24 protein-coding genes are annotated in these 24,378 nt (G+C 63.6%); 21 read left to right on the top strand and 3 right to left on the bottom strand.

The window, feature by feature from the left end; all coding sequences use genetic code 11:
• Positions 1-39 precede the first annotated feature (39 nt).
• From OO12_RS16625 to OO12_RS16580, 10 genes are all read left to right on the top strand, one after another.
• Positions 40-363, top strand: coding sequence for an ArsR/SmtB family transcription factor (locus OO12_RS16625; protein ID WP_034159874.1), 324 nt, complete (start codon positions 40-42; stop codon positions 361-363).
• Complete coding sequence (locus OO12_RS16620; RefSeq protein ID WP_034159831.1) at positions 360-770, top strand: SRPBCC family protein; 411 nt, start codon at positions 360-362, stop codon at positions 768-770. Before OO12_RS16625 ends, OO12_RS16620 begins: the two co-directional genes overlap by 4 nt.
• Positions 771-879: 109 nt before the next feature.
• Positions 880-3,159 carry an ATP-binding cassette domain-containing protein gene (locus OO12_RS16615; protein ID WP_034159830.1) on the top strand — a complete coding sequence of 760 codons (2,280 nt, stop codon included), beginning with the start codon at positions 880-882 and terminating at the stop codon, positions 3,157-3,159.
• A 108-nt stretch (positions 3,160-3,267) separates the two neighbouring features.
• Positions 3,268-4,764 carry a flavin-containing monooxygenase gene (locus OO12_RS16610; protein ID WP_034159829.1) on the top strand — a complete coding sequence of 499 codons (1,497 nt, stop codon included), beginning with the start codon at positions 3,268-3,270 and terminating at the stop codon, positions 4,762-4,764.
• Positions 4,765-5,309: 545 nt separating this feature from the next.
• Complete coding sequence (argE, locus tag OO12_RS16605) at positions 5,310-6,479, top strand: acetylornithine deacetylase (RefSeq protein ID WP_152616486.1); 1,170 nt, start codon at positions 5,310-5,312, stop codon at positions 6,477-6,479.
• Between the two features lie 516 nt (positions 6,480-6,995).
• Positions 6,996-8,363, top strand: a complete 1,368-nt coding sequence (locus OO12_RS16600; RefSeq protein ID WP_235364835.1) for an EAL domain-containing protein — start codon at positions 6,996-6,998, stop codon at positions 8,361-8,363.
• Positions 8,364-8,422: 59 nt separating this feature from the next.
• Positions 8,423-10,894, top strand: coding sequence for an ATP-binding response regulator (locus OO12_RS16595; protein WP_052215971.1), 2,472 nt, complete (start codon positions 8,423-8,425; stop codon positions 10,892-10,894).
• Positions 10,895-10,951: 57 nt separating this feature from the next.
• Positions 10,952-11,341 (top strand): response regulator, encoded by a 390-nt coding sequence (locus OO12_RS16590; protein ID WP_034159827.1) that lies wholly within the window; start codon positions 10,952-10,954, stop codon positions 11,339-11,341.
• Between the two features lie 82 nt (positions 11,342-11,423).
• On the top strand, positions 11,424-12,362 hold the full coding sequence (locus tag OO12_RS16585; protein ID WP_034159826.1) for a helix-turn-helix domain-containing protein: 939 nt from the start codon (positions 11,424-11,426) through the stop codon (positions 12,360-12,362).
• A complete protein-coding gene (locus OO12_RS16580) occupies positions 12,337-13,098 on the top strand; it encodes a DUF1223 domain-containing protein (RefSeq protein ID WP_052215970.1) in 762 nt (253 codons plus the stop codon). Before OO12_RS16585 ends, OO12_RS16580 begins: the two co-directional genes overlap by 26 nt.
• 44 nt (positions 13,099-13,142) lie before the next feature.
• On the opposite strand, the gene OO12_RS16575 is transcribed toward OO12_RS16580, so the two are convergent.
• Positions 13,143-13,979: a methyltransferase domain-containing protein gene (locus OO12_RS16575; protein ID WP_235364834.1), complete on the bottom strand. Its 837-nt coding sequence runs from the start codon at positions 13,977-13,979 to the stop codon at positions 13,143-13,145.
• Between the two features lie 42 nt (positions 13,980-14,021).
• On the opposite strand from OO12_RS16575, the gene OO12_RS16570 reads away from it, so the two are divergent.
• Genes OO12_RS16570 through OO12_RS16550 form a run of 5 tightly spaced genes read left to right on the top strand, consistent with a single transcriptional unit; the run spans position 14,022 to position 16,906 of the window.
• Complete coding sequence (locus tag OO12_RS16570; RefSeq protein ID WP_034159824.1) at positions 14,022-14,753, top strand: ComF family protein; 732 nt, start codon at positions 14,022-14,024, stop codon at positions 14,751-14,753.
• Positions 14,754-14,784: 31 nt separating this feature from the next.
• Positions 14,785-15,042: a glutaredoxin 3 gene (grxC, locus tag OO12_RS16565; RefSeq protein WP_034159823.1), complete on the top strand. Its 258-nt coding sequence runs from the start codon at positions 14,785-14,787 to the stop codon at positions 15,040-15,042.
• Positions 15,039-15,860, top strand: coding sequence for a carbon-nitrogen hydrolase family protein (locus OO12_RS16560; protein WP_034159822.1), 822 nt, complete (start codon positions 15,039-15,041; stop codon positions 15,858-15,860). The genes grxC and OO12_RS16560 overlap by 4 nt, the downstream gene beginning before the upstream one ends.
• On the top strand, positions 15,860-16,300 hold the full coding sequence (locus OO12_RS16555; protein ID WP_034159821.1) for a DUF1178 family protein: 441 nt from the start codon (positions 15,860-15,862) through the stop codon (positions 16,298-16,300). The genes OO12_RS16560 and OO12_RS16555 overlap by 1 nt, the downstream gene beginning before the upstream one ends.
• Positions 16,301-16,333: 33 nt before the next feature.
• Complete coding sequence (locus OO12_RS16550) at positions 16,334-16,906, top strand: hypothetical protein (RefSeq protein ID WP_034159820.1); 573 nt, start codon at positions 16,334-16,336, stop codon at positions 16,904-16,906.
• A 23-nt stretch (positions 16,907-16,929) separates the two neighbouring features.
• Here the strand turns inward: OO12_RS16550 and OO12_RS16545 are convergent, their stop codons facing one another.
• On the bottom strand, positions 16,930-17,871 hold the full coding sequence (locus OO12_RS16545) for a LysR substrate-binding domain-containing protein (RefSeq protein WP_034159819.1): 942 nt from the start codon (positions 17,869-17,871) through the stop codon (positions 16,930-16,932).
• A 124-nt stretch (positions 17,872-17,995) separates the two neighbouring features.
• Between OO12_RS16545 and OO12_RS16540 the strand changes: the two genes are divergently transcribed.
• The 6 genes from OO12_RS16540 (at position 17,996) to OO12_RS16515 (ending at position 22,926) form a co-directional block, all read left to right on the top strand.
• Positions 17,996-18,865 carry a pirin family protein gene (locus tag OO12_RS16540; protein ID WP_034159870.1) on the top strand — a complete coding sequence of 290 codons (870 nt, stop codon included), beginning with the start codon at positions 17,996-17,998 and terminating at the stop codon, positions 18,863-18,865.
• Between the two features lie 138 nt (positions 18,866-19,003).
• Positions 19,004-19,906 carry a pirin family protein gene (locus OO12_RS16535; RefSeq protein WP_034159818.1) on the top strand — a complete coding sequence of 301 codons (903 nt, stop codon included), beginning with the start codon at positions 19,004-19,006 and terminating at the stop codon, positions 19,904-19,906.
• Between the two features lie 20 nt (positions 19,907-19,926).
• Entirely contained in the window at positions 19,927-20,328 is a 402-nt protein-coding gene (locus OO12_RS16530) for an OsmC family protein (protein ID WP_034159869.1), read from the top strand.
• Positions 20,325-20,885 (top strand): NADPH-dependent FMN reductase, encoded by a 561-nt coding sequence (locus OO12_RS16525; RefSeq protein WP_034159817.1) that lies wholly within the window; start codon positions 20,325-20,327, stop codon positions 20,883-20,885. Before OO12_RS16530 ends, OO12_RS16525 begins: the two co-directional genes overlap by 4 nt.
• A complete protein-coding gene (locus OO12_RS16520) occupies positions 20,882-21,310 on the top strand; it encodes an OsmC family protein (RefSeq protein ID WP_034159816.1) in 429 nt (142 codons plus the stop codon). Before OO12_RS16525 ends, OO12_RS16520 begins: the two co-directional genes overlap by 4 nt.
• Before the next feature lie 74 nt (positions 21,311-21,384).
• The gene (locus OO12_RS16515) at positions 21,385-22,926 is read left to right on the top strand and encodes a DUF4403 family protein (protein ID WP_082006596.1); all 1,542 of its coding nucleotides are present in this window, start codon (positions 21,385-21,387) and stop codon (positions 22,924-22,926) included.
• Positions 22,927-22,939: 13 nt separating this feature from the next.
• Here OO12_RS16515 and OO12_RS16510 read toward each other — a convergent pair whose 3' ends face one another.
• Positions 22,940-24,262: an alpha/beta hydrolase family protein gene (locus OO12_RS16510; protein WP_034159815.1), complete on the bottom strand. Its 1,323-nt coding sequence runs from the start codon at positions 24,260-24,262 to the stop codon at positions 22,940-22,942.
• Between the last annotated feature and the right edge of the window lie 116 nt (positions 24,263-24,378).

The raw sequence follows: 24,378 nt of genomic DNA, 5'->3' as shown, positions 1-24,378 counted from the left end.
TATACGTTGATCCATAGCCAGTGGGGTATGGATCTCAAAATGCCTGATGCTCATGAGATACTTTTCCGTACGCTCGCCGATCCGACCCGGCGGGCGATCTTCGAACGGCTGTGCCGTGAAGGGGAGAAGACGGTCGGCGCGCTGACGGCTCATGCCGGCGTCTCGCAACCGGTCGTCTCGAAGCATCTCGGCGTGCTGAAACAGGCCGGACTGGTACGTGACCGCCAGGAGGGGCGCCATGCGCATTACAGCGCGCAACTCGGCGCCCTGACCCCATTGCTCGACTGGACAAGTGAAATGGCCGGCTTTTGGCAAAGCCGGTTCGACGACCTCGAAGACTTGCTGAAAAGGATGGATCAATGACCAATACTGCAACCGAAACGCGCTCCGTCATCGTCGAACGCGACGTGGCATTTCCGGCCGAACGCATCTGGCGCGCGCTGACGCAGCCGCACCTGATCGAGGAATGGCTGATGAAGAATGATTTCAAGCCGGTCGTGGGGCAGGACTTTAAACTCACCGCCGACTGGGGCTCGGTCGGTTGCAAAGTTCTCGAAATCGAACCGAACAGGACATTGTCCTATACCTGGGATGCCTATGGTCTCGAGAGCGTCGTCACCTGGACGCTCACCCCGACCGGCACGGGGACCCATTTGCGCATGGAACAGGCGGGATTCCGGTCGGACCAGGAACAGGCCTATCAGGGTGCCAAATATGGCTGGCAGGATTTCTTCGCCAAGCTGGAGCAGGTGGTGGCGCGGGAAGACTGACGCCCGCCGGCACAACTCAAATCTGGCTCCATCAGGTGAGGCGAGGTATCTGCGATGCCTCGCCCGCCAATCATTGGCGGACCGTTCGGCCATTTGAACTGGGGAAGCGATGTACGGCTCGATCAGGATCCGCGGCGCGCGGGAGAATAATCTCAAGAACGTCTCGCTCGATATTCCCAAGCGCCGGATCACGGTGTTCACCGGGGTGTCGGGTTCGGGCAAATCCTCGCTGGTGTTCAGCACCATCGCGGCGGAAAGCCAGCGGCTGATCAACGAGACCTATCCGGCCTTTGTGCAGCAATTCATGCCGCATTACGGTCAGCCGGACGCCGACCTGCTCGAAAACATCTCCGCCGCGATCATCGTCGACCAGCAGCGGCTGGGCGGCAATTCGCGGTCCACCGTGGCGACGGTCACCGACACCGCGCAAATGCTGCGCGTACTGTATTCGCGCATGGCTGAGCCGCGCCTGCCTTCGCCGGGTCTTTATTCCTATAACGACCCACGCGGCATGTGCGCCGCGTGCGAGGGGATCGGCCAGGTTGCGGCCATGGACATGACCGCGGTGGTCGATGAGTCCCGATCGCTGAGCCAGGGCGCGCTGCTCTGCAAGGGCTTCGAAGTCGATGGCTGGTGGTCGTCAATCTATTTCCGCGCCGGCCTGTTCGACATCGACAAGCCGATCCGGGAGTATTCGGCCGAGGAGCGCGCGCTGCTGTTCGATCTCGATGACGGCCGCAAGGTCAAGGTCAACAAGGTCAATCTGACCTATGAGGGCGTCATCCCCAAGCTCAAGCGCTCGCTCGGGTCGAAGGACCCGGAAACGCTGCAACCGCATGTGCGGGCGGAATATGACCGGGTCTTCACGCGCAAGATCTGCCCTTCCTGCGATGGCGCGCGGCTCAATGCCGCGGCGCTGGAAAGCCGTATTGCCGGACACAATATCGCCGAGCTGTCGGCCATGCAGGTGAGCGATCTGGCCGTGCTGGTCCGCACCATCGACGCGCCGCAGGTGGGGCCGATGCTGACGGCGCTGGCCGCCCGGCTCGACAATCTCGTCACGATCGGGCTGGGCTATCTCAGCCTCGACCGGGAAAGTTCGAGCCTGTCGGGCGGGGAGAGCCAGCGTGTGAAGATGGTGCGCCATCTCGGCTCGTCGCTGACCGACATGACCTATGTTTTCGATGAGCCTTCGGTCGGCCTGCATCCGCATGATGTCGGGCGGCTCGCCGGATTGATGCAGCAGCTGCGCGACAAGGGTAACACGGTGCTGATCGTCGAGCACAAGCCCGACATGATCGCCATCGCCGACCATGTCGTGGACATGGGCCCCTTCGCCGGCAGCAAGGGGGGGGAACTGGTTTATGAAGGCGATTTCGCCGGGCTTTTGACCTCGGGCACGCTGACCGGCAACCACATTCACAAATATCAGCCGATCAAGGACAAGGTGCGCAAGCGCAGCGATGACCTCCGGATCGCGCATGCCCGGCTCAACAATCTCAAGGATGTCTCGGTCGCCATCCCCAAGGGCGTGCTCACGGCGGTTTCGGGCGTGGCCGGTTCGGGCAAGTCATCGCTTGTCCTTGGCTGCCTGCACCAGGCTTATCCTGGCATCATCATCATCGATCAGAATCTGGCGCGCGGCTCGCGGCGCTCCAACACCGCGACCTATACCGGTCTGCTCGACACGGTACGCAAGGCGTTCGCCAAGGCCAATTCGGTCGATGCGGCACTGTTCTCGGCCAATTCCAAGGGCGCGTGCCCGGACTGCAACGGGTTGGGCGTGATCTTCACCGACCTTGCCCATCTCGATCCCATGGTCACGACTTGCGAGACTTGCGACGGCAAGCGCTTCCTGCCCGAGGTGCTGGAGTATCGGTTGCGCGGCAAATCGATCAGCCAGGTCTATGAAATGAGCGTGGCGGATGCGGTCGACTTCTTCACCGAGCCGGCCATCGCCAGGATACTGCAGGGGCTCGACGATGTGGGGCTTGGCTATCTCACCTTGGGTCAGCCGCTGTCCACTTTGTCGGGCGGCGAGCGCCAGCGGCTGAAGCTCGCCGCCGAATTGGGCAAGAAGGGCAATATCTATGTGCTCGACGAACCCACGACGGGCCTGCACATGAACGATGTGGACACGCTGATCGGGCTGTTCGACCGGCTGGTCGACGCCGGCTCCACGGTCATCGTCATCGAACATAATCTCGACGTGATTGCCCGCGCGGACTGGGTCATCGATCTGGGACCGGGCGCCGGGCAGGAGGGCGGTACGGTGCAGTTCGAAGGCGTTCCGGCCGATCTTGCGGCAAACGGGAAGACGCTGACCGGGCGCTATCTGTCTCAGCGCCGGGGTGCGGTTCAGGCGGTATCCGGTATTGCCGAACCCTGAAACGGGGCAGGGGTGCCGGATGTTTTTAGCGCGCGATCCTATCGATTCATCAACTCAGTCCTTTTCTGCAACCGAAAAATCGAATATCGGGTATTGCGGAGAGACGATATGACGACAGAACATTTCGACGTGATCGTGGTTGGTGCCGGAATTTCGGGTATCGGCGCGGGCTATCATTTGCAGACGCTCAGCCCGGACCGCAGCTATGTGATTCTTGAAGGGCGCCCGCAACTGGGCGGGACCTGGGACCTGTTCCGCTATCCCGGCATCCGGTCCGATTCGGACATGTACACGCTCGGCTATTCCTTCCGGCCCTGGACCGAGGCGAAGGCGATCGCGGACGGGCCATCGATCCTGAAATATGTCAACGACACCGCGCGCGACAACGGCATCGACCGGCACATCCGCTACAATCATCACGTCAACACCGCCTCATGGTCGACCGAGAATGCGCGCTGGACGGTTGAGTCCACCGGGCCGGACGGGCCCGTCGCCATCACGTGCAATTTCCTTTTCATGTGCAGCGGCTATTACAACTACGCCAAGGGCCATACGCCCGATTTCCCCGGTGCCGACAGCTTTACCGGGAGCATCGTCCACCCGCAGCATTGGCCGCAGGACCTCGATTATTCGGGCAAGAAGGTCGTGGTGATCGGCAGCGGTGCGACGGCGGTGACCCTGGTGCCGGAAATGGCCAAGCGCGCCGCGCATGTCACCATGCTGCAGCGTTCGCCAACCTATGTGGTGTCACGCCCGTCGGAGGACAGCATCGCCAACTGGCTGCGGTCCAAGCTGCCGTCGAAGGTCGCTTATGGCATCACGCGCTGGAAGAATGTGCTGTTCGGCATGTTCTTTTTCCGCTTGGCGCGACGCAAGCCGGAAAAGGTCAAGGAGCGGATCATCGGCATGGTGCGCGATCATCTCGGTCCCGACTATGACGTCGCGAAGCATTTCACGCCGCGTTACAACCCCTGGGACCAGCGGCTGTGCCTCGTGCCCGACGCTGACCTGTTCGACTCGCTGAAGGCGGGCACATCCTCGGTCGTCACTGACCGGATCGAAGCGTTCACGCCATCGGGGATCAAGCTCGAATCAGGTGACGAACTGCCCGCCGATGTCATCGTCACCGCCACCGGTCTCGAGCTGCAATTGCTCAGCGACGTTGCGTTCAGCGTCGACGGCACGGCGGTGGATCTGTCGAAAACCTATAATTACAAAGGCATGATGTATAGCGATCTGCCCAATCTTGCTTCGTCCTTCGGCTATACCAATGCGTCCTGGACGCTGAAGGCCGACCTGACCTGCGGTTATGTCTGCCGTCTGCTCAACACCATGGCCAAGCGCGGCCTGCGCCAGGCGACGCCGCGCATTTCGACCGAGGCGATGCAGCCCGAGCCGTTCCTCGACTTCAGCTCCGGCTATGTCACGCGCGCGATGGAGAAATTTCCGAAGCAGGGCGATCGCAAACCCTGGAAGCTCTACCAGAATTATGCGCTCGATATTCTGACGCTGAAATATGGCTCGGTCGACGCGGAGATGGAGTTCTCCAACCCCGTGCCGAGCCGTCGGAGTGTCGCGGACAAGCGCGAGGCGGTGCCAGCCTAAAGTCGTTTTCAGCTCAGCTGAAAACGACTTTAGGCTGGTTTCAAGCTGGGTTGATCCACCACCACCCGTTCGCCCTGAGCCTGTCGAAGGGCACGCGTAACGCGTGGGCTTCGACAGGCTCAGGGCGAACGGCGGGAAGCGATCCCACCAACTCGAGGGTGCTCCAGGGCGAGCGATTCAACGCCGATCCACGCCGTGAGAAGATGGAGTCGGACGGAGCGCGACCCTGCGTTCCGGCCCGCTCTTTCTCAATTGTACAAATCAATGAACCATGCGCCGCGTGCTGTTCCGGCGCGAACAGCGGGAATCGCGATGCTGTTATTGCTGTTCCGCATGCTGTTATTCCATAACAGCATTTTTGATCATAACTGTTTGAAAAGATGCGGTGAATTATCGCCGAAAATCCAACTTAACAGCATCGGAAAAAAATGCCGCGGAAAAACAGCGTGAAACAGCATCCGATGGGGCGCCCATCCTGATGCGACTCGTCGCTGTTGGCCGATCGGTTCTAGGCGACCGGCGGGAGTGTCGCTAAGGCAGGGGTGATGACGCCAGCCGAGATCAATGCCGCCGCTACCGAGCATCTTGCCCGGCTGGTTGCCTTCGACACCACGTCGCGCGATTCGAATCTGGCGTTGATCGAATATGTCGAGGCAATGCTGAATGGCCTGGGCGTTGCCTCGCGCCGCGTCGCAAATCCGGAAGGGACCAAGGCCAATCTCTACGCCACGCTCGGACCATCGGTTCCGGGTGGTGTTGTCTTGTCGGGGCATACCGATGTCGTGCCGGTCGATGGCCAGCCCTGGAGCAGCGACCCGTTCGTGCTGACCCGGCGCGGCGATCGCCTGCATGGGCGGGGCACGTGCGACATGAAGGGCTTCCTCGCGCTGGCGCTGGCGACGGCGCCTGACTTCGCGCGGGCGGACAATGCCCGGCCGGTGCACTTCGCCTTTTCCTATGACGAGGAGATCGGGTGCCTTGGTGCGCCGTCGATGATCCGCGAACTGGTGACCGAGCTACCGCCACCGGCGGCGGTGGTGGTGGGCGAGCCGACCAATATGGAGGTGGTGAGCGGCCATAAGGGTATTTCGAGCTGGCGCGTAACCGTGACCGGGCATGAGGCGCATTCGAGCCTGACGCATCTCGGCATTTCGGCGAACATGGTCGCGGTCGGCCTGATGAACCAGCTTGCCGGAATCGCGCAGGCGCTGGAGCATCATGCCGACCCCGCATCGTTGTATTGCCCGGGCCATGCGACCCTGACGATCGGCCAGATCAATGGCGGCACCGCGGTCAATATCCTGGCGCGCGAGTGCACTTTCATCTTCGATCTGCGCGTCCCGCCGGGTCAGGATCCCGACGCCATCATCGCGCCGTTCGTCGCCGAATGCACTCGGCAGGATGGGCTGCTGCGCGCGCGCTTCGCCGGGGCCGGGGTGGAGCTGGTACGGCGATCGACCACGCCGTCCTTCGCGCCCGAGCCTGGTGGCGCCGCCGAACTGCTCACGCGGCGCCTGGCGGGCGATAATGGTCCGGCGCGCGTCGTGTCCTATGCGGCCGAGGCGGGGCAGTTTCAGGAAGCGGGATTCTCGGTCGTGATCTGCGGTCCGGGCTCGATCGAGCAGGCGCATCAGCCCGACGAATATCTCGAAATCGCTCAACTGGAGCGCGGTGCGGCGTTCATGGCACGGCTGTTTGAGGCGGTTCGACGCTGAAAAACGGCGTCTACCAAATAATACGCTCAATTAAATTGGTGCCGGAATGGCGCTCGAGATGCGGAAAATACGCAAGTCCCGAATCGGGACTCGAGCTGGAACACCGACTTGTCTTGCAAGTCGTGGCGGGGCGGAAATTCAACGCACCCGAAATCGAAAACATCGATCCGACCCTTGGCTAAGCTATTCTGAAAACAGCCTGTTTAGCCAGGTGCCGGACCGATTGTCTGGCTTACCAGGGGCGGATCAGTTCGCCGTAAACCAGCGCAAGAATGAACTTGAGCATATGCTTTCTCCCTTGTTGCACTCAGCTGAGTGCTTGTGATTATTAATGGTTTTTTAAGGATAAAGCAATCGGATTTCCGGGCTTTGCAGGGATCCGGCGCGGCAGTTTAAGAGTTCCTTTAGCGTCACATGATAGCCCCCGGGATGATGGCGCGCGTTTCCAGAGATTCGGGACCAGGTCCCCATGCCGTGCGAAGCGGGGCGCAACTGCGTGTTTCGACGCCGTTGATCGTGGCTCAGAACGCCCGAATCGAGCCAAGTGCGGACGTGCATGGCGGTATGGATGCGTTTCGCGCCGCGCGGCGCATGTCGATCGTCGGTAATCTCGAATGGTCGGACGGACCCGGCCCGCGGCCGGCCAAGGCATGGCAATTTCTGTGCCTGAGCGAAGTTGCCAATTTCGCTGCGCTGCGCCGTCATCTTGGTCGCGGCCGCGCCGATCGGCTCGCCTTCGACATTTGTGGTCAGATCGCTGCGGTGCTGAGCAACGCGCGCGTGTCGGTGGTCGGGCGGTCGATGGTCGAATTCGGTTTCGAGGGTGACGCGATTACCGATCTGGAGCGAGCGATCGCGACGCTGACCGAAATATTTGCCGCGCCGATCAATATCGACGGCGAGCCGCATGAGGTGCGCATGCTGTTCGGCGCCGCGGCTGCGCCGATCGGTGCGACCGAGGATGTGCGGCTGGCCGAAGAAACCGAGAGCGCGCTCGATCAGGCGCATGACGAGCAGGTGACCGTGATCCGCGACCTGTCGATGGGCACGCCAGCGTTCGACCGGCTCACCCTGACTCGCGAACTGGGCGCCGCGATCGCCAATGGCGAGATGTTCCTGCAATATCAGCCCAAGGTTCATGTCCGCCGCCAGGAAATTTCCAGTGCCGAAGCGCTGGTCCGCTGGCAGCATCCGACCCGCGGTCTTGTCCTGCCTGGCGACTTCATCCCGCTCGCCGAGGAAATCGGCGAGATTGGGCCTTTGACGCTCTGGACGCTCGACAAGGTGATCGAGGATCAGCGGACATTGGCTGCCGACGGGCACGACCTGACCATCTTCATCAATATCTCCGGGCAGTTGCTCGCCGATAGCGCTTTTGTCGCGGAGGCGTGCGCCAGGGTGTGCGACAATGCCGCCCGGATCGGGTTCGAGATTACCGAGACCTCGGTCATTCGCGATCCGCAGAGCGCGATCGCCAATCTGCAGACCTTCGCCGATGTCGGCATCACCATCGCGATCGATGATTATGGCGCGGGCCTGTCGTCGCTTGCCTATCTGAAGCAATTGCCCGCGCGCGAACTGAAGATCGACAAGATGTTCGTGCTGCAGCTGACCAGCAGCAATCGCGACCCGTTGATCGTCCGTTCGACCATCGACCTCGCCCATGCGCTGGAGATGGAAGTCACCGCCGAAGGGGTCGAGACTCAGGCGGCAATGGCGCTGTTGACCGTGATGGGCTGCGACATGGTGCAGGGGTATCTGATCAGCCGCCCGATCTCGATCGATGCCTTCCGCCAGTTCCTGCGCGACGACAAGCTTCGCCCCGAAGAGGATAGCGCGCCGTCGATGTTCAAGCGGCCGGCAAGCTTCTGGAAAAGCGGATAACGCCAAATCGGCGCTTTTTTAGCCTGACCTTAAGCTATCTGGATCAGAACCGTAACGACATGACGGGGACACGCCTTCACGCACTGCTCCGGCATGTGCTGCTCATTCTGGCCCTGGCCGGGGTTGCCGCACCATTGCACGCGATCGCTCAGCCGGCCAGCGACTCGGCGGCCAGCGCGGGCGCACGCTTCGACGTGATGATTGCCGATGCCAAGGCAATGATGCTCGCTGATCCCGCCAAGACCATCGTCAAGGCACAGGAAGCCGAAAAGGCCGCGGCCCAGCTTGCCGGATCGCAGAAAAGCGTCGGTATCGCCACGGCGCGCTGGCTGCAGGGCGAGGCTCATCTGCGGCTGAATCAGATCGACGAGGCACGGCCCCTGATCAACAGTGCGCTTGCCGCGCTCGCCGCCGAAAAGAAGCCGACCAAGCTGAAAGGCGATGTGCTGTTGTCGCGTGGCGGCCTGCATATGGCCAAGACCGAAGTGTCGGCCGCGCTCGCCGATTATCAGCAGGCGCACAATATCTTCCGCGACAGCGGCGAGACACGCAGCCGTGCGATCGCGTTGCTCAGCATTGCGGCGCTCTATCAGGAGGCCAAGGATTATCAGAACGCGCTGAAATATTACGGCCAGGCGCTCGATGTGTATCAGGGCGACCCGCAGCTGCAGCTGTCGATCTACAATAACCGCGGCGAAGCGTTCAAGGAACTCCAGCGCTATGACGAGGCCGAGGAGCAGTTCCGCAAGGCGCTCGACCTGGCCATGACGATGAACAGCCCCGGGCTGGAAGCGCAGATCATGCGCAACATTGCGCGCGGGCAATTGGTCGCGAACAAGCTCGATGCGGCCGACGCGACGATCCGCGAAGGCTGGAAGCTGGTGAGTGCGAATGACATCGCCGCCAATGCGCAGTTCGCCGCCGTCGCTGCGCAGGCGGCGCTGCAGCATGGCCGGCTTGCCCAGGCTCAGCAGCTGATCGTGCGCAGCTTCGCGGGCATCGATCCGGCAACGACGACCCTGTCGTTCCGCGCCAACCATCAGACCGCGTATGACGTGTTTCGCAAACTGGGCATGAATGACGCGGCATTGACGCACCTGGAGGCGCTGAAGCGGCTCGACGACCAGACGACCGAGCTGGCGACATCGACCAATACGGCGCTGATGGCGGCTCGGTTCGACTATGCCAATCAGGAGCTGCGCATCGCCAAGCTCAAGGCCGACGAACTGCAGCGCAATATCGAATTCGAACGGGCCAGGGCGCAGACCCAGCAATTCATCTTCATCGGCATCGCGGTGATCACGCTCGTCATCCTGTCGATGCTCGCTTATGGCATCGTTACCTTGCGCCGCAGCCGCAATGAAGTGCGCGCCGCCAATATCGATCTCGCCGCGACCAACAACGCGCTGGGCAAGGCGCTGGCCGCGAAGACCGAATTCCTCGCCACCACCAGCCATGAGATCCGCACGCCGCTCAACGGCATTCTCGGCATGACTCAGGTGATGTTGGTGGACCGCACCCTCAGCGAGACCACGCGCGACCGGATCGGTGTGGTGCACAGCGCCGGCGTGACGATGCGCGCGCTGGTCGACGATATTCTCGACGTCGCCAAGATGGAGACCGGCAACATGACGATCGAGTCAGTGCCGCTCGATTTGAAGGCGACGCTGCGTGATGTGGCGCGAATGTGGGAAGAGCAGGCCCGGGGCAGGGGCATCGGCTTCACGCTCGATCTCGATGCCGCGCCCGGATGGATTCAGGGCGATGCCGCTCGCTTGCGTCAGGTCGTCTTCAACCTGTTGTCGAATGCGTTGAAGTTCACCGAATCCGGCGGCGTGACGGTGCGGGTCGCAACGGTCGGCGCGACGCTGACGATCACCGTCAGCGATACCGGCATCGGTATCCCTGCCGACAAATATGACATCATCTTCGAATCCTTCCGCCAGGTCGATGCCGGCACGACGCGCAAGTTCGGTGGCACTGGCCTCGGCCTGGCGATTTGCCGCAATCTCGCGCGTGCGATGGATGGTGACGTTCGGGTCGAGAGCGCGCCCGGCGCTGGATCGTCCTTCACGCTCGAACTGCCGCTGGTGCTTGCCGCTGCGCCCGAGGCGATGGCGAGCGCGGAGAGTGAGAAGGGCGCTCTGCTGATCGTCGATCGCAGCCCGATCACGCGCAGCATGTTGCGCGCGGTGCTTGAGGCACGCGCCGGTGCGGTGGTCTTTGCCGGGTCGGTCGAAGAAGCGGTGGAGCGGCTGCGGGACGGCGGTATCGATCAGGTGCTGATCGACGATACCACGATCAAGGCCACCGGTGATGTCGATGGCGCGTTGCGCACGATCGCCGATGCCGCGGGTGGTGCGCGGACCGCCATCCTGTGGGCCGCGCCCGACGATGAGCAACGTGATCGCTTGATTGCATCCGGTATGGATGTAATGGTGGCCAAGCCGATTGCTGGAGCGGCATTGGCGGACTTGCTTTATCCTTTGGACGACACGGCGCCAGACACACTTGTGTCGCGTGCCGCATAGGGTGAAAGAGACGGAAACGATCATGCCGCGCATCGAAACCCTGACGGCCTTGCTGCCATGAACGTCCTCTTCATCGAAGATGATCCGATGAACCGTCGCGTCGTGGGCGACATGCTTGACGTCGCGGGTGCGACGATGACCGGCGCTGAAAGCGCCGAAATCGGCCTGAAGCTGATTGACGAGAATGACTATGCGATCATCCTGGTCGACCTGCGCATGCCGGGCATGGATGGCATCACCGCGATCCGGCACATTCGCGGACGAAGCGACGCCAAGGCGACGCTGCCGATCATCGTGGTCACCGCCGACACCGCCATCGATCTGCGCGAACGCTGCCTCGCCGAAGGTGCCGATGAAGTCCTGTTCAAGCCCGTGGCGATGGACGCGCTGTTCGATGCGATGGGTCGGATCCTGGCCAAGGGGTCCGGTGACGGGATGATCGGCTAGCAAGCCGCCGAATTCTCCCGGCGCGCAGTTTGTAACCAGGACCGCGCGGCTCGCGAACAGGGTGCATAACCCTGGAGATGTCGTGCTGCCAGACCCCGTTCTCGACCGCTTGCTCGTCACGCTCGATGTGGCGGTGGATATGCTGGCGATGTGCGACGTGCGGCGCGACGCCCACCTGATCGCCGGAGCGAACGCGGCGATCACGCTGCATTATGTTCTGTCCGGCACGCTGCATCTGACGGTCGGCGTTCAGCCGGCGATCGTCTGCGGCCCTGGCAGCGTCGTGCTGGTCCCGCCCGGCATGACCCAGAGCATCACCGCGGATACCGTCGCGGCCGCTGGCGATCTGCGTATCATGCGCGGTCTGGTTACGGCGAACATATCCGGCTCATTCGGTCTGCTCGATGCGGTCACCGCGCCGATCGTGGAGAATCTCGGCGATCTCGAGATTGTCCGTCTGGCCTATACGCGCATGATCGAGGAGGTCGATTCACCCGACCTGGGATCGCGGGCACTCATTGCCGCATTGATGAAGATGTCGCTGCTGCTTCTGCTACGCCGCCACTTCATTCATGCCGGCCACAGTCTGAATTTGCTGCGCAGCATGCGCGATCCCCGGCTGGGCAGGGCGATCGGCGCCGTGCTCGACAAGCCGGCATCGGCGCACAGCGTCGCCAGCCTGGCTGGCGTGGCAGGGATGAGCCGCTCGGCCTTTGCACGCGAATTTTCCGGTGCGCTGGACATGAGCCCGATGGCGTTCGTGACTCGTACCCGGCTGCGTCGGGCGGCCGACCTGCTCGGGTCGACCGGCATGCCGATCAAGGTGATCGCCGCGACGATCGGCTTTGCGAGCCGCAGCCATTTCAGCCGGGCGTTCGCAGCGGTCTATGGTATGGATCCGAGCGCTTTCCGCGCGACGGGAAACGGGAAGGATGCGTCGCCGCCATCGCGGATGGCGGCGACGGTGAGGCGCAACGGCGGATTGGAGACAGGATATGAATCGCTTGGTCGGCAAGCATAGGATCGGCGTTATCAGTGCCGGGGTGCTGGTTACCATTGCCGCGCTCGGTGCGATCGCCTTGAACGCTGCGCCAAATCCCGCGCCAAATTCCGCGACTGACTCGGGCGCCAGCGCGGCGGCGCCGGCCGTGGTGGAGCTTTATGAAAGCCAGGGTTGTTCGAGCTGCCCGCCCGCCAACAGCAATGTCAACGCGCTGGCGGATCGGCGCGACATCCTCGCACTCAACTTCGCGGTGACTTATTGGGATCAGCTTGGCTGGAAGGACACGTTCGCCAAGCCGGCCTATACGGCACGGCAATGGGATTATGCCCGTGCCGCCGGGCGGCCGCAGGTGGCCACGCCGCAAGTGATCATCAATGGGCGTGGCGCGGTGGTCGGCAACGACCCGAAGCGCCTCGCGGCGGCGATCCGCGACAATGCACGAGGCAATACCGGTCCCGTCATCACGGTCGCGGCGGGCAAGGTCATGATCGGCAAGGGGCCGTCGAGCGGTCCCGCCACGGTCTGGCTGGTGCGCTATGATCCGCGCGATCTGGTCGTGCCGATCCGCGCCGGCGAGAATAATGGGCGGACTCTGGCGCATCGTAACATCGTGCGCTCGCTCGCGGCGGTCGGCACCTGGAAGGGAGGCGCGACGACGCTGGAGCTCCCCGCTGGCGGCGACGCCAATTATCGCAGCGCAATTCTGGTCCAGCAGGGACAGGGCGGAAAGATCGTCGCCGCTGCGCGCCTTTGACGGCTGGAGCTTGATCCAGCTGCGCCGTCTTGCTGGATCAAACTCTAATCGCGGCGCTTGAGCGCCTCCGCGAGCGAAGCAACGCCGCTGCCGCGTCGCGCCGGCTTGGGTTGCGACTCATCGGGCGCCCAGCCGGTCAGGAAGACGATATCGAACCGCTCGCCGGTTCGACTATCGCCATCGCCCCGCGCGGCAAACGCCTGCGCCGCACGCGCGAGCGTGTCGCGGCGCAGCGGCGGGGTGCCCGGCAGCAAGTTGGTCGCCGCCATCCCACGCAGGTCGCGGAACAGGCTCCAGATGTCGCGATACCGCACCGTCAGCGTCTCGACATCGGCGACGGGCAGGGCGAAGCCCGCGCGCATCAGCAAATCGCCTGCCGAGCGGACATCGACTTGGGGATGGATCCGTGCCGCCGGCCGTTCGCCCTCGGCATCGCGCAATACCGCACGAAGCGTCGACAGGCTGTTGCCGCCCGTGAACGCCGCCATGAACAGCCCGTCAGGCCGTAGCGCCCGGCGGGCCAGCGCCAGTGCGCCGGGCAAGTCGCTGACCGTGTCCAGTGTCCCGGCAGCAACGATCAGGTCGAACGAGGCGTCGGGAAAGCTCGGCTGGTCTTCATCGGCCTGAACGCCTTGCGCCCGGTTCGCAAACACCGCACCCGGATCGCTTCTGACGATCCGTGCGCCTGCTGGCGCGACGAAGGACCCGTCGAAACAGCCGAGGTCGAGCACTTCGGAGAAAGTCCGGGTCACCGACTCAAGCCGCTCGGCAATCCCGTCGAGCATTGCCGCGCGCAGAAAGTCATGCGCGGCATAATCCGGCGCCGCGCGGTCACGGCGCAGGCGGCGGAGATTACGATCGAAGATGTCGGGTGGCGTCACGGGCGGGCTTGTGCCGCGTACGCCAGGCCGCGACAAGGGGGCGTGACACCATTTGCGCCCTTCCGGTTCGTCGCTGGCCTGGCGTTGCCGCCACGCTGCCCCGGCTGTGGCGCGGTGACGATCGAGGATCATCGCTTCTGCGTCACGTGCTGGAGCGCGCTGCGCTTCCTTGGGCCGCCCTGGTGCGCGGGATGCAACACGCCCTTTGCCTATGACCGGGGCGAGGGGGCGCTTTGCGCCGAGTGCCACCAGGCGCCGCCGCGTCATGCCGGGGTGCGCGCCGCCGTTGCTTATGGCGATGTCGCGCGGACCGTCGTGCTCAAGCTCAAATATGGCGGCCGTACCGCCTATGCCGAAACGGTGGCGCGGCAGATGGCGCGGCTGATGCCGGCACAGGCCGATCTGTTCGTGCCCGTGCCGCTGCATCGCTGGCGGATCTGGTCGCGCGGCTATAATCAGGCGGCACTCATCGCGACCGCGCTGTCACGCGCCAGCGGCCGTCCAGCCGACCTGACCATTTTACAGCGCATTCGCGCCACGCCGTCGATGCGTGGGCTGGGGCCGCGCGAGCGCGAAAAGATGGTCGCGCGTGCTTTTCAGATCGATCCCGCACGCAAGGACAGCTTGCGCGGCAAGGCCGTCATTCTCGTCGATGACGTGCATACCAGCGGCGCGACCAGCGACAGCTGTTCGCGGATCCTGCTGCGGGCGGGGGCGGCCAGCGTTACCATCCTGTGCTGGGCGCGGGTGCTCGATGCCACCCGGAACGATTGACAAGCGGCGGGCCACACCACATTTCGGGGCCATGGCAAAAGTCGAAATCTATACCAAGGCCTTCTGTCCGTATTGTTCGCGGGCGATGAAACTCCTGTCCGCCAAGGACGCCCAGGTCGAGGAATTCGACATCACCATGGGTGGTCCGAAGCGTGCCGAGATGCTCGACCGGTCGAATGGGCGCAGCACCGTCCCGCAGATCTTCATCGACGGCTGGCATGTCGGCGGGTCCGATGAACTTGCCGCGCTGGAGCGCGAAGGCAAGCTGGACGCGCTGCTCGCGGCATGAAGATCGCTTTGCTTCAGATGACCAGCGGGATCGATCCCGCGGTCAATGCGGCGACTCTGATCGATGGCATCGCCCGGGCCGCAGCGGGTGGGGCAACCATGCTCTTCACTCCCGAAATGTCCGGCCTGATCGACCGTGATCGCGAACGCGGGGCAGGCAATATCACGACCGAAGAGCTGGATCCCGTGCTCGCCGCGGTGCGTGCCGCCGCTGCTCAACATGGCATCTGGGTCCATCTCGGTTCGCTTGCCTTGCGGCGGGGCGACGGAAAGCTCGCCAATCGCGGTTTCGTGATCGACGATAGCGGCGCGATCCGTGCGCGGTACGATAAGCTGCATTTGTTCGACGTCGATCTTCCGACCGGAGAGAGCTGGCGCGAATCCGCCAGCTATGGTGCCGGCGACACCAGTTCGGTGGTCGAGACGCCTGCGGGCAATCTCGGCTTGTCGATCTGCTATGATCTGCGCTTCGCCGATCTGTATCGTGCGCTCAGCAATGCCGGTGCGACTCTCCTCGCGGTGCCCGCCGCCTTTACCCGCCCGACCGGTGCGGCGCACTGGCATATCCTGCTGCGTGCCCGCGCGATCGAAGCGGGCGCCTATGTCGTCGCCGCGGCGCAGACCGGCGTGCATGAGGATGGCCGCGCGACTTTCGGCCATTCGCTGGTGATCGATCCCTGGGGTGAGGTCGTGCTCGACATGGGCGAGGATGCCGGGATCGGCTTTGCCGAGGTCGATCCGGCGCGCGTCGAGGATGTGCGCAGCCGCATTCCGGTATTGATGCATCGCCGTTCGATCCCGGCCGTGACGATCGCCTGATGATCGTCTTCGATCTGAAATGCGGCAGCGACCATGTTTTCGAGGCCTGGTTCGGATCGAGCACCGCGTTCGAGGAACAGCGCGAGCGCGGCCTGGTTTCCTGCCCTTATTGCGGCGCGACCGATGTGATCAAGGCGGTGATGGCGCCGAGCATCCCGGCCAAGGCCAACAGCAAACCCGCCACCCGGAATCTTCCGTCACCCGAGGTGATGAAGGCTGCGTTCGAGGCGCTGGCCGCGGCGCAAGCCAAGGCGCTCGAAAGCTCCGAATGGGTCGGCCGCGCCTTTGCCGACCGCGCCCGCGCCATGCATGTCGGTGATGAAGCGGCCGCTCCGATCCATGGCCAGTCGACCGCCGCTGAAGTCAAGGATCTGGTCGAGGAAGGCGTGCCGATCGCGCCGCTGATCGTACCGGTCATCCCGCCTGAGGCGCTGAATTGACGGTCACGGGTTAAGCGGGAAGGGCGGGCGCGGATGCTTCTGAAGCGCCGGGTTCTGGACGGTATCGCTGATGGAAGGATCACGCTCGTGTTTCGGCGCTGGCGCCGGCCGACCGTGAAGTCCGGCGGAACATTGACGACGGTCGTGGGGCTTCTCGCCATCGATGACGTGTCGATGATCGATGCGCAGGCCATCACCGAACGGGACGCCATTCAGGCGGGCTATGACGGCCTCGCTGCTTTGCATGCGGATCTGGCGTCGTGGCCCGTTGGTGATCTTTATCGTATCGCAGTCGAGCTGGCTGGCGATGATCCCCGCATCGCCTTGCGTGAGGATGATCGTCTCGGAGAGGAAAGCCTGGCGCAAATCCTGGCGAAGCTCGCGCGGTTCGATCGCGCTTCGGCCTGGACACGACGGACGTTGGACCTGATCGCGGCCCATCCCGGCATCCGTGCCGCTGAACTGGCCTCAATGGTCGGCCGGGATACCGCACCCTTCAAAGCGAATGTGCGTAAACTCAAGGCGCTGGGCTTAACGGAAAGCCTCAATGTCGGTTACCAGCTGTCGCCACGCGGTGCGGCGCTGCACCGCCATCTCCACCTCTGAGCAAGGCTTCGGGCCCGAGGTGATCAATCGACGGCCACCGCATCGAGATTCTGCAGCGATCGCCCGGCGGTCTGGCGCTGCCTGACGCACTCCTGCGCCAGGAACTCGATCAGCGCTCGCACTGAAGGCAGCAATCCGCGGCGCGAAGGAAATACGGCATGGATGATGCCGGCGCGGGGACGCCATTGCGGCAGAACATGGATCAGCCGCCCGGCCTCGACATCTTCCCATATCATCAACGTCGGAAGCTGGACGACGCCGACGCCCGCAACCGCCGCGTCACGCAGCGCGGCCATATCGTCGGTGACGAGCCGGGGCCGGTGCGGCACCATCGCCGTCCGGCCATCGGCATGATGGAGCTGCCAGTGATGGTCGCGGTGCGCCGGCCCGAGATCGAGGCTGGGAAGATCATTGAGGTCGGCCGGCGAACGGAGCGTGTCCGGCAGCAATGCCGGGCTGGCGACCAGGCACTGGGTGCTCTCGTCGAGCCGCCGCATGATGAGATCGCTTGGCTCCAGCGGCGGGAAGCGCACCCGAATGGCGATGTCGAATCCTTCGGCGATCAGGTCCACCCGGCGATTGGTGCTTTCCAGATGAATGTCGACCGCGGGATTCTCGGCCAGGAACCGCGCAATGATGGTGCCGAACTGGAAGGAGAGCAGGGCGGTGGGGCAACTCATGCGTACCACGCCGCGCGGTTCGGCGCGCACCGCGGCGATCACTTGCTCGGCGGCTTCCGCCTCGACCAATACGGCGACGCAGCGATCATAATATTCGCGGCCGATCTCGGTCACCGAGAAGCGGCGCGAGGATCGGTTGAGCAAGCGCACGTCGAGCCGTTCCTCCAGCAGTGCGATGCGCCGGCTGAGCTTCGATTTCTGGATATTGAGCGCGCGTCCCGCCGCCGCGAAGCCGCCATGATCGACCACCTGCACGAAATAATAAAGGTCGTTCAAATCCTGCATCGTCCTGTTGATAGGACGATGCGTCGATTTTGACAATCTTTCGACGTTGTCGTCGCGCGGCTATCTCCATTGCAACAGCGCGATCGGCCATCTGGACAAACGCCGACCGCTTCGGAGAAACGCCATGAGCAAGAAGATTCTCGGCCGTTACGGCAACAATCGCGGCCATTGGGTAGGCGACGGTTTTCCGGTTCGCTCGCTCTTTTCCTATAATGGCCTGGGCGCGCATATCAGCCCGTTCCTGCTGCTCGATTATGCGGGGCCGCATTATTTCGAGCCGACCACCGACCGGCGTGGCGTGGGGCAACATCCGCATCGTGGATTCGAAACCGTCACCATCGTTTACGACGGTGAAGTCGAGCATAAGGATTCCGCCGGCAATGGCGGCATCATCGGTCCCGGCGATGTGCAATGGATGACGGCGGGCGGCGGCATCCTGCATGAGGAATATCATTCGCCGGCCTTTGCCAAGACCGGCGGCCCATTCCGCATGGTGCAACTCTGGGTCAATCTGCCCGCGAAGGACAAGATGGCGCCCGGCGGCTATCAGGGTATCGTGAACGCCGATATCCCGGTCATCGATCTGCCCGACGGCGCCGGCACCGCCCGCATCATTGCCGGCGAGTTCGGCGGCAGCAAGGGACCGGCCAAAACCTTTACGCCAGTCAATCTGTGGGATGTGCGGCTCAATCGCGACGCGGACCTCATGCTTGATTTGCCCGAAGGCCATACCGCCATGCTGGTCGTGCTGACCGGCCATGTGACGGTCAACGCCACTCAGGCGGTTGGTGAGGCGGAAATGCTGCTGCTGGGGCGCGAGGGGAGCGATATCGCGATCCATGCCGACGGCGATGCTATGTTGCTGGTGCTGACCGGCGAACCGATCGACGAGCCGATCGTCGGCCATGGCCCGTTCGTCATGAACAGCGAAGCCGAGATCCACCAGGCTGTGGATGACTTCAACAGCGGCCGGTTCGCCCAGATGGCGGCCTGACCCTCCGAATCCGGTTCCCCTTTTCGGGGGACCGGATTCACGCCGTCGGGATCGGAGCCGTCACCTCGATTACGACGCTGCCAATTCCACATGTTCCGTTATGATCGGCGGCCAAGAGGCGCCGGCAGGAGAAATGTCATGATCGAGATGGTGATCGAACAACGCCGCCGCAGCCTGGGTGGCGGACTGGAAGTGGGCCGCGTGCTGCCTTTCGCGAAGCGGCGAATGGTCGGGCCATTTGTGTTTTTCGACCATATGGGGCCCCTTGATCTTGGCCCCGGGGTGGATCGTTCGCTGGATGTCCGCCCGCACCCGCATATCGGCCTTTCGACCATCACCTATCTGTTTTCCGGGGAGATCATGCACCGCGACAGCGTCGGTTCGGTGCTGCCTGTGCGCCCGCAAGAGGTCAATTGGATGACCGCCGGCCGGGGGATCACGCACAGCGAGCGGTTCGAAAAGGCCCGGGCGGAGGGCGATCATCTCCACGGCATCCAGGCCTGGGTCGCGCTGCCGCAAGCGGATGAGGAAACCGATCCTTCCTTCTCGCATCACGAAGGCGACGACTTGCCGCAATGGAGCGACGCGGGCGTGCATGGCCAACTCATCGCCGGCAGTGCCTATGGATTGTCCGCAGCGGTGCGGACGCACTCGCCGCTGTTCTACGCGCATCTCGAAATGGAACCCGGCGCGACCGCCGAAATCCCGACCGATCATGCCGAACGCGCGCTGTATGTCGCGACCGGCGCGGTGGAGGTTGACGGGGCCGTCTACGAAGCGGGCAAGATGCTCGTGCTGGGCCGGGGTGCGTCAAAAGTGCGCGCCACCTTGCATTCGACCGTGATGGTGCTGGGCGGCGAACCGATCGGCGAGCGCTTCCTGTACTGGAACTTCGTCTCTTCGTCGCAGGACCGGCTGGCCCAGGCGGCGGCCGACTGGCGGGCCGGGCGGATGAAGCTGCCCGACGCCGATGATCAGGAATTCATCCCGCTCCCCGATTTTCCGCCACCGCCGGTGGCATCGCCGGAGGCAGCGCGATGATTCCGGGCGTCGATTATACTTTGAGCCGGGTCAGCGCCGCGATTGGTCTTGCGCCTTATGCCGTTGCGATCGAGGCCGGCCACCACCGGCTGACCGCCGATGAACCGGTGAAGCTGGGCGGGCAGGGTGCGGGCCCGGCGCCGTTCGACCTGCTGCTGTCCGCGCTCGGCGCCTGCACTGCCGCGACGCTCAAGATGTATGCCGAACGCAAGGGCTGGCCGCTCGAAGGGCTCGACGTCGATCTGACGCTCATCCGCAACGATCAGGGCGACCGGATTGAGCGCCGGCTCCACCCGAAAGGGCCGCTCGACGCCGCGCAGCGCGCGAAGCTTGCCGATGTCGCCGAACGAACGCCGGTGACGCTGGCGATCAAGAACGGTGTCATGATAAATACCGAACTTGTGGGGGAAGCAGCATCATGACGCGGATCATCGGTATTGCCGGCAGCCTGCGGCGGCGCTCGTTCAATCTCGGCTTGTTGCGCGCAGCGGCGGAAGTGATGCCGGACGGAGCGACGCTCGACGTCCATACCATCAATGACATCCCGCTCTATAACGCCGATGTGGAGGCCGCGGACGGCCTGCCGCGCGCCGTGGTCGCGCTCAAGGAAGCGATCGTTGGGGCCGACGGCGTGTTGCTGGCGACACCCGAGTATAACAATGGCATTCCGGGCGTGTTCAAGAACACGATCGACTGGCTCTCGCGTCCGGCGGACGATATCGCCCGAGTGTTCGGCGCAAAGCCGATCGCGATCATCGGCGCATCGCCCGGCGGTTTTGGCACGATCCTGGCGCAGGATGCCTGGCTGGGCGTGCTGCGCACGCTCGGCACCCGGCCATGGTTCGAAGGGCGTTTGCTCGCCGCGCGCGCCGGCGGGCTGTTCGATGCCGAAGGGCAACTGACGGACGAAACCATCCGCGCCAGGCTGACAATCTTCGTTGCCGGCTTTGCCGCGTTTATCGAGCGGAGCAATTCATGAGCGATCTTGTCAGCGTCCATGTCACCGAGACTGGTGACAGCCCATTCTCCGTCCGGATCGAAACCGGCGGCCATGCCCTGGTCGGGGATGAACCCGAAGCGATGGGCGGCGCCGATCTCGGCCCGTCGCCCTATCAACTGCTGGCCGCGGCGCTGGGCGAATGTACTGCGATGACGGTGCGCTGGTTCGCACGCCAGCGGCACTGGCCGGTGGACCATGTCGCGGTGGACGTGACGCATGAAAAGGGTGCGGTCGAAGGGCGATCGGGCAGCGTCGATATCTTCCGCAAGACCGTGATGATCCGGGGCGACGCGCTGACTGAGGAACAGCATCTGCGTTTGCTCGACGTCGCGGCGAAATGCCCGGTGCATCGCACGCTCGAAAACGGCTCATCGATCGTCACGCTGGATGGTCGAACCGAATAGCGACGGCGGCATGGATGCCGGGCCGGTAATGCGATAGGCTCAGGTGGGCAGAGCGGCAGGATCACGACCTATCCATGATTGATACTTGGAATCCCGGTGCCGGCCGTTATCGAGCGATCGCGTCGCTGTCCCGATTTCTGCATCGACTTTTGTGGAAACCCGCGCTGCTGCTGGGCGTCACATTGCTATCGACATCCTGCAACAAGACGACGGGTAATCCGGCGCCTCCGAAAAATCAGTCGCCGGCGGCATTGCCGCAGCAGACATCGACGATCGTCGTTCCGATCACGGTCAATCTCGCCGATCTCGAAGCGGGCCTTAACCGGCAAACGCCGCAGATTTTGTGGCGGATCGACGAGTTCGTGCCGCAATGCGTGCCGGCTCAGCGGCTGAAGGTCTTCGGCAAGAAACTGAAGGTCACGCCGACCTTGCATTGCCGGATCGCCGGGCAAGTGACGCGCGGCCGCATCAGCCTGAGCGGCAGCGGCAAGGTGCTGAAGATCACCATGCCGATCCGGGCGGCGATCAGCGCGAAGAATGTCGGCGGCATCATCAAGCAGAAGACCGCGACCGGTGCCGCGATCGTGCGGGCACAAGCGAAACTATCGGTCGATCGCACCTGGTCTCCCGCCGCCAAGGTCCAGATCGATTATGACTGGACCGATCCGCCCGGCATCGACTTTCTCGGCCAGCGAATCCGCTTCACCAGCAAGGCTGACGCCAAGCTGAAGTCGGTCGTCGCGAAGCTCGAGCAGGATTTGCCGAAGGAACTCGCCAAGCTCCGCATGCGCGACCGCCTCCAGGGCCTGTGGAAACAAGGCTTCGCGTCGATCCTGCTCAACCGCGAGCGGCCACCGGTGTGGATGCGCGTCACGCCGCGCGAATTGGGTTTCGACGGATATCGCGTCGTTGGCCGCAAGCTCGAGATGACGCTCGCGGCGGAAGCGCTGACCGAAACATTCGTGGGCGATCGTCCATCCCCTGCGACGCCGACCGCATTGCCGCCCCCTTCGCCCCGGCCTGGCGCGAAGGGGTTGCGCTTCTTCATCCCGGTTCTCGCGGACTATGTGCAGCTCGAGCCGGTGGTCGAGCGTACGCTTGGCAAGCTGGCGAAGAAAGGCATCACGCTGACCGGTATTGGCCCCGTCGATGCGGAATTCGGCAAGGTGACGATCTATGCCACTGATGGCGAGCGCATGGCTGTGGGTATTCAGGCGAAGGTCCAGCAACGCGGCGGTCTGCGCGCTGCCACCAGCGGCGAGATCTGGCTGTCGGCCACGCCGTTCAATGAGCCGAACTCGCAGCGGGTCGCGGTTCGCGACCTGAAGATCGCAGGACAAACCGACAGTCGCGCCGTGAACCTCCTTTTCTCGCTGTTCGAGGATCCGGTGGTGCTGGAGAGAATCCGTACGTCGCTGACGCATGACTTTGGCGGCGATTATGAAAAGGTGCTGGTTGCGGCACGCAAGGCGATCGCCGGCCATCGCGAAGGCGATTTCGTGTTCGCCGCCACGGTGTCGACGGTGACGAACGGGACACTGAAAGTCACCGGGGAGGGGTTGTTCATGCCGGTGCAGGCCTATGGACAGGCCAGCATTCGCTACCAGCCACGCTAGGGCGGTCGGACGCTCAGATATAGTCGTCGATCCAGTCGAACAACCGATGGTTGCTCACCGCGCTCGCGCCTTCCTGGCAGTGCAGCAGGCCGGTATCCTCGGCGTCGAACAGCATGAAGGTCTTGGGGCAGCGCAGCGCGTCGTACAGCTGGCGTGCCTGGCCGACGCTGGTGTTTTCGCCGCTACCGTCCATCACCAGGGTGCGCGCCTTGATCTTGGCGACCGAGCTGACATTGGAATATCTCCTGAGTTCGATCAGCAAAGCCGATGGCGATCGGACGCCATGTTTGGCCATGGCGTCGCGCATGAACCAGCGAATGAGCTGCTGCTGCTCCATCAGTGCATATATCTCGCGGTCGAAGCGTGCGGGGTCGCTGTCCAGCAGCGGCAGCAATTCGGGAATATGGAGCTCCAGCTGCTGAAAGGTCGCGGCCCCCCAGTCGAGCACGCCGGGATTGGCGACGAGCAGTTTGATGCGATGCTCGAATGCGGCAGCGCGAGGCGTGAGCGCGCCGCCCATGCTCCAGCCGAGCAACGCGATCCGCTTCCGGTCCACGCCCGCGATGCGCTCGGCAAAGTCGATCATCGGGGTGACGACGCGTTCCCAGTCGTGGCGGAACGGCAGGCCTTGCGCGCGCAGCGCCATGCCCTGGCCCGGGCAGTGCACGAACAGGACATGATAGCCGCGCTCGATCGCATCGTCGCAAATATGCTTGCCCGCTTCCGGCCAGGCGTCGCGACCCTGTTGCAGGATGATCAGCGGCGCATCGCCCCGCGCTCGCGGCGAGCGCAGAAAATAGCCGGGCAGGGTCGTCTGCTCATACGGCACCTGAATCGGCTGTGCCGGCCAGCGCAATAGGCGTACCGCCTGCCGATATGCGCCGGACGACCGCTGGGCGGCGTCGCGATTGCTTGGATCAGCGGGCTCCGGATGGTGGATGACCACCTGGCGATAATAGGTGGCGGCGCGCAAATAGGCTTTGCCCGCGCTCACTCGCCGGTCTTCCTGTTCGCTCGCCTGGGCCATTTTCTCGACGCGCTCGGCCGTCTTCAGCCATTCGCGCGGCCAGCTCCACGCGTCGGCGCCGTCGATCCGAACGCCGGTGTCGAGCACTTCGCCAATGTCGGCGCTGCCCGAATAGGTGCCGCCAAGAGCATGCAGGAGCTGACTGTTCATCACTGCGTCCCCGAACAGCCCCAGATCGTACCAGGGCGCTCGCGGATCCTTCAATGCTTGCCGCCCCAGCGCCGAGATGGCGCCGCGATCGGCATGGAACAGCGCCGCCGCAAGCCCCGCGGCCTGGAGAAGCCTTCTGCGTTCGATCAGCGCTGCCATGTCGGTTGCTCTCCATTGGTTGGATTGCAGTCAGACTAGCGGTCGGGCGATGCGCCCGGATAACCTCGGCGTTTCAAGAGATGACGAAATGTGACCGGCTTCGCGCGCTGGTCGAT

The organism is Sphingomonas sp. ERG5 (genome assembly GCF_000803065.1).
In the GTDB taxonomy this organism is placed as follows: Bacteria; Pseudomonadota; Alphaproteobacteria; order Sphingomonadales; family Sphingomonadaceae; genus Sphingomonas.
This window is presented reverse-complemented; position numbering and strand designations above follow the sequence as displayed.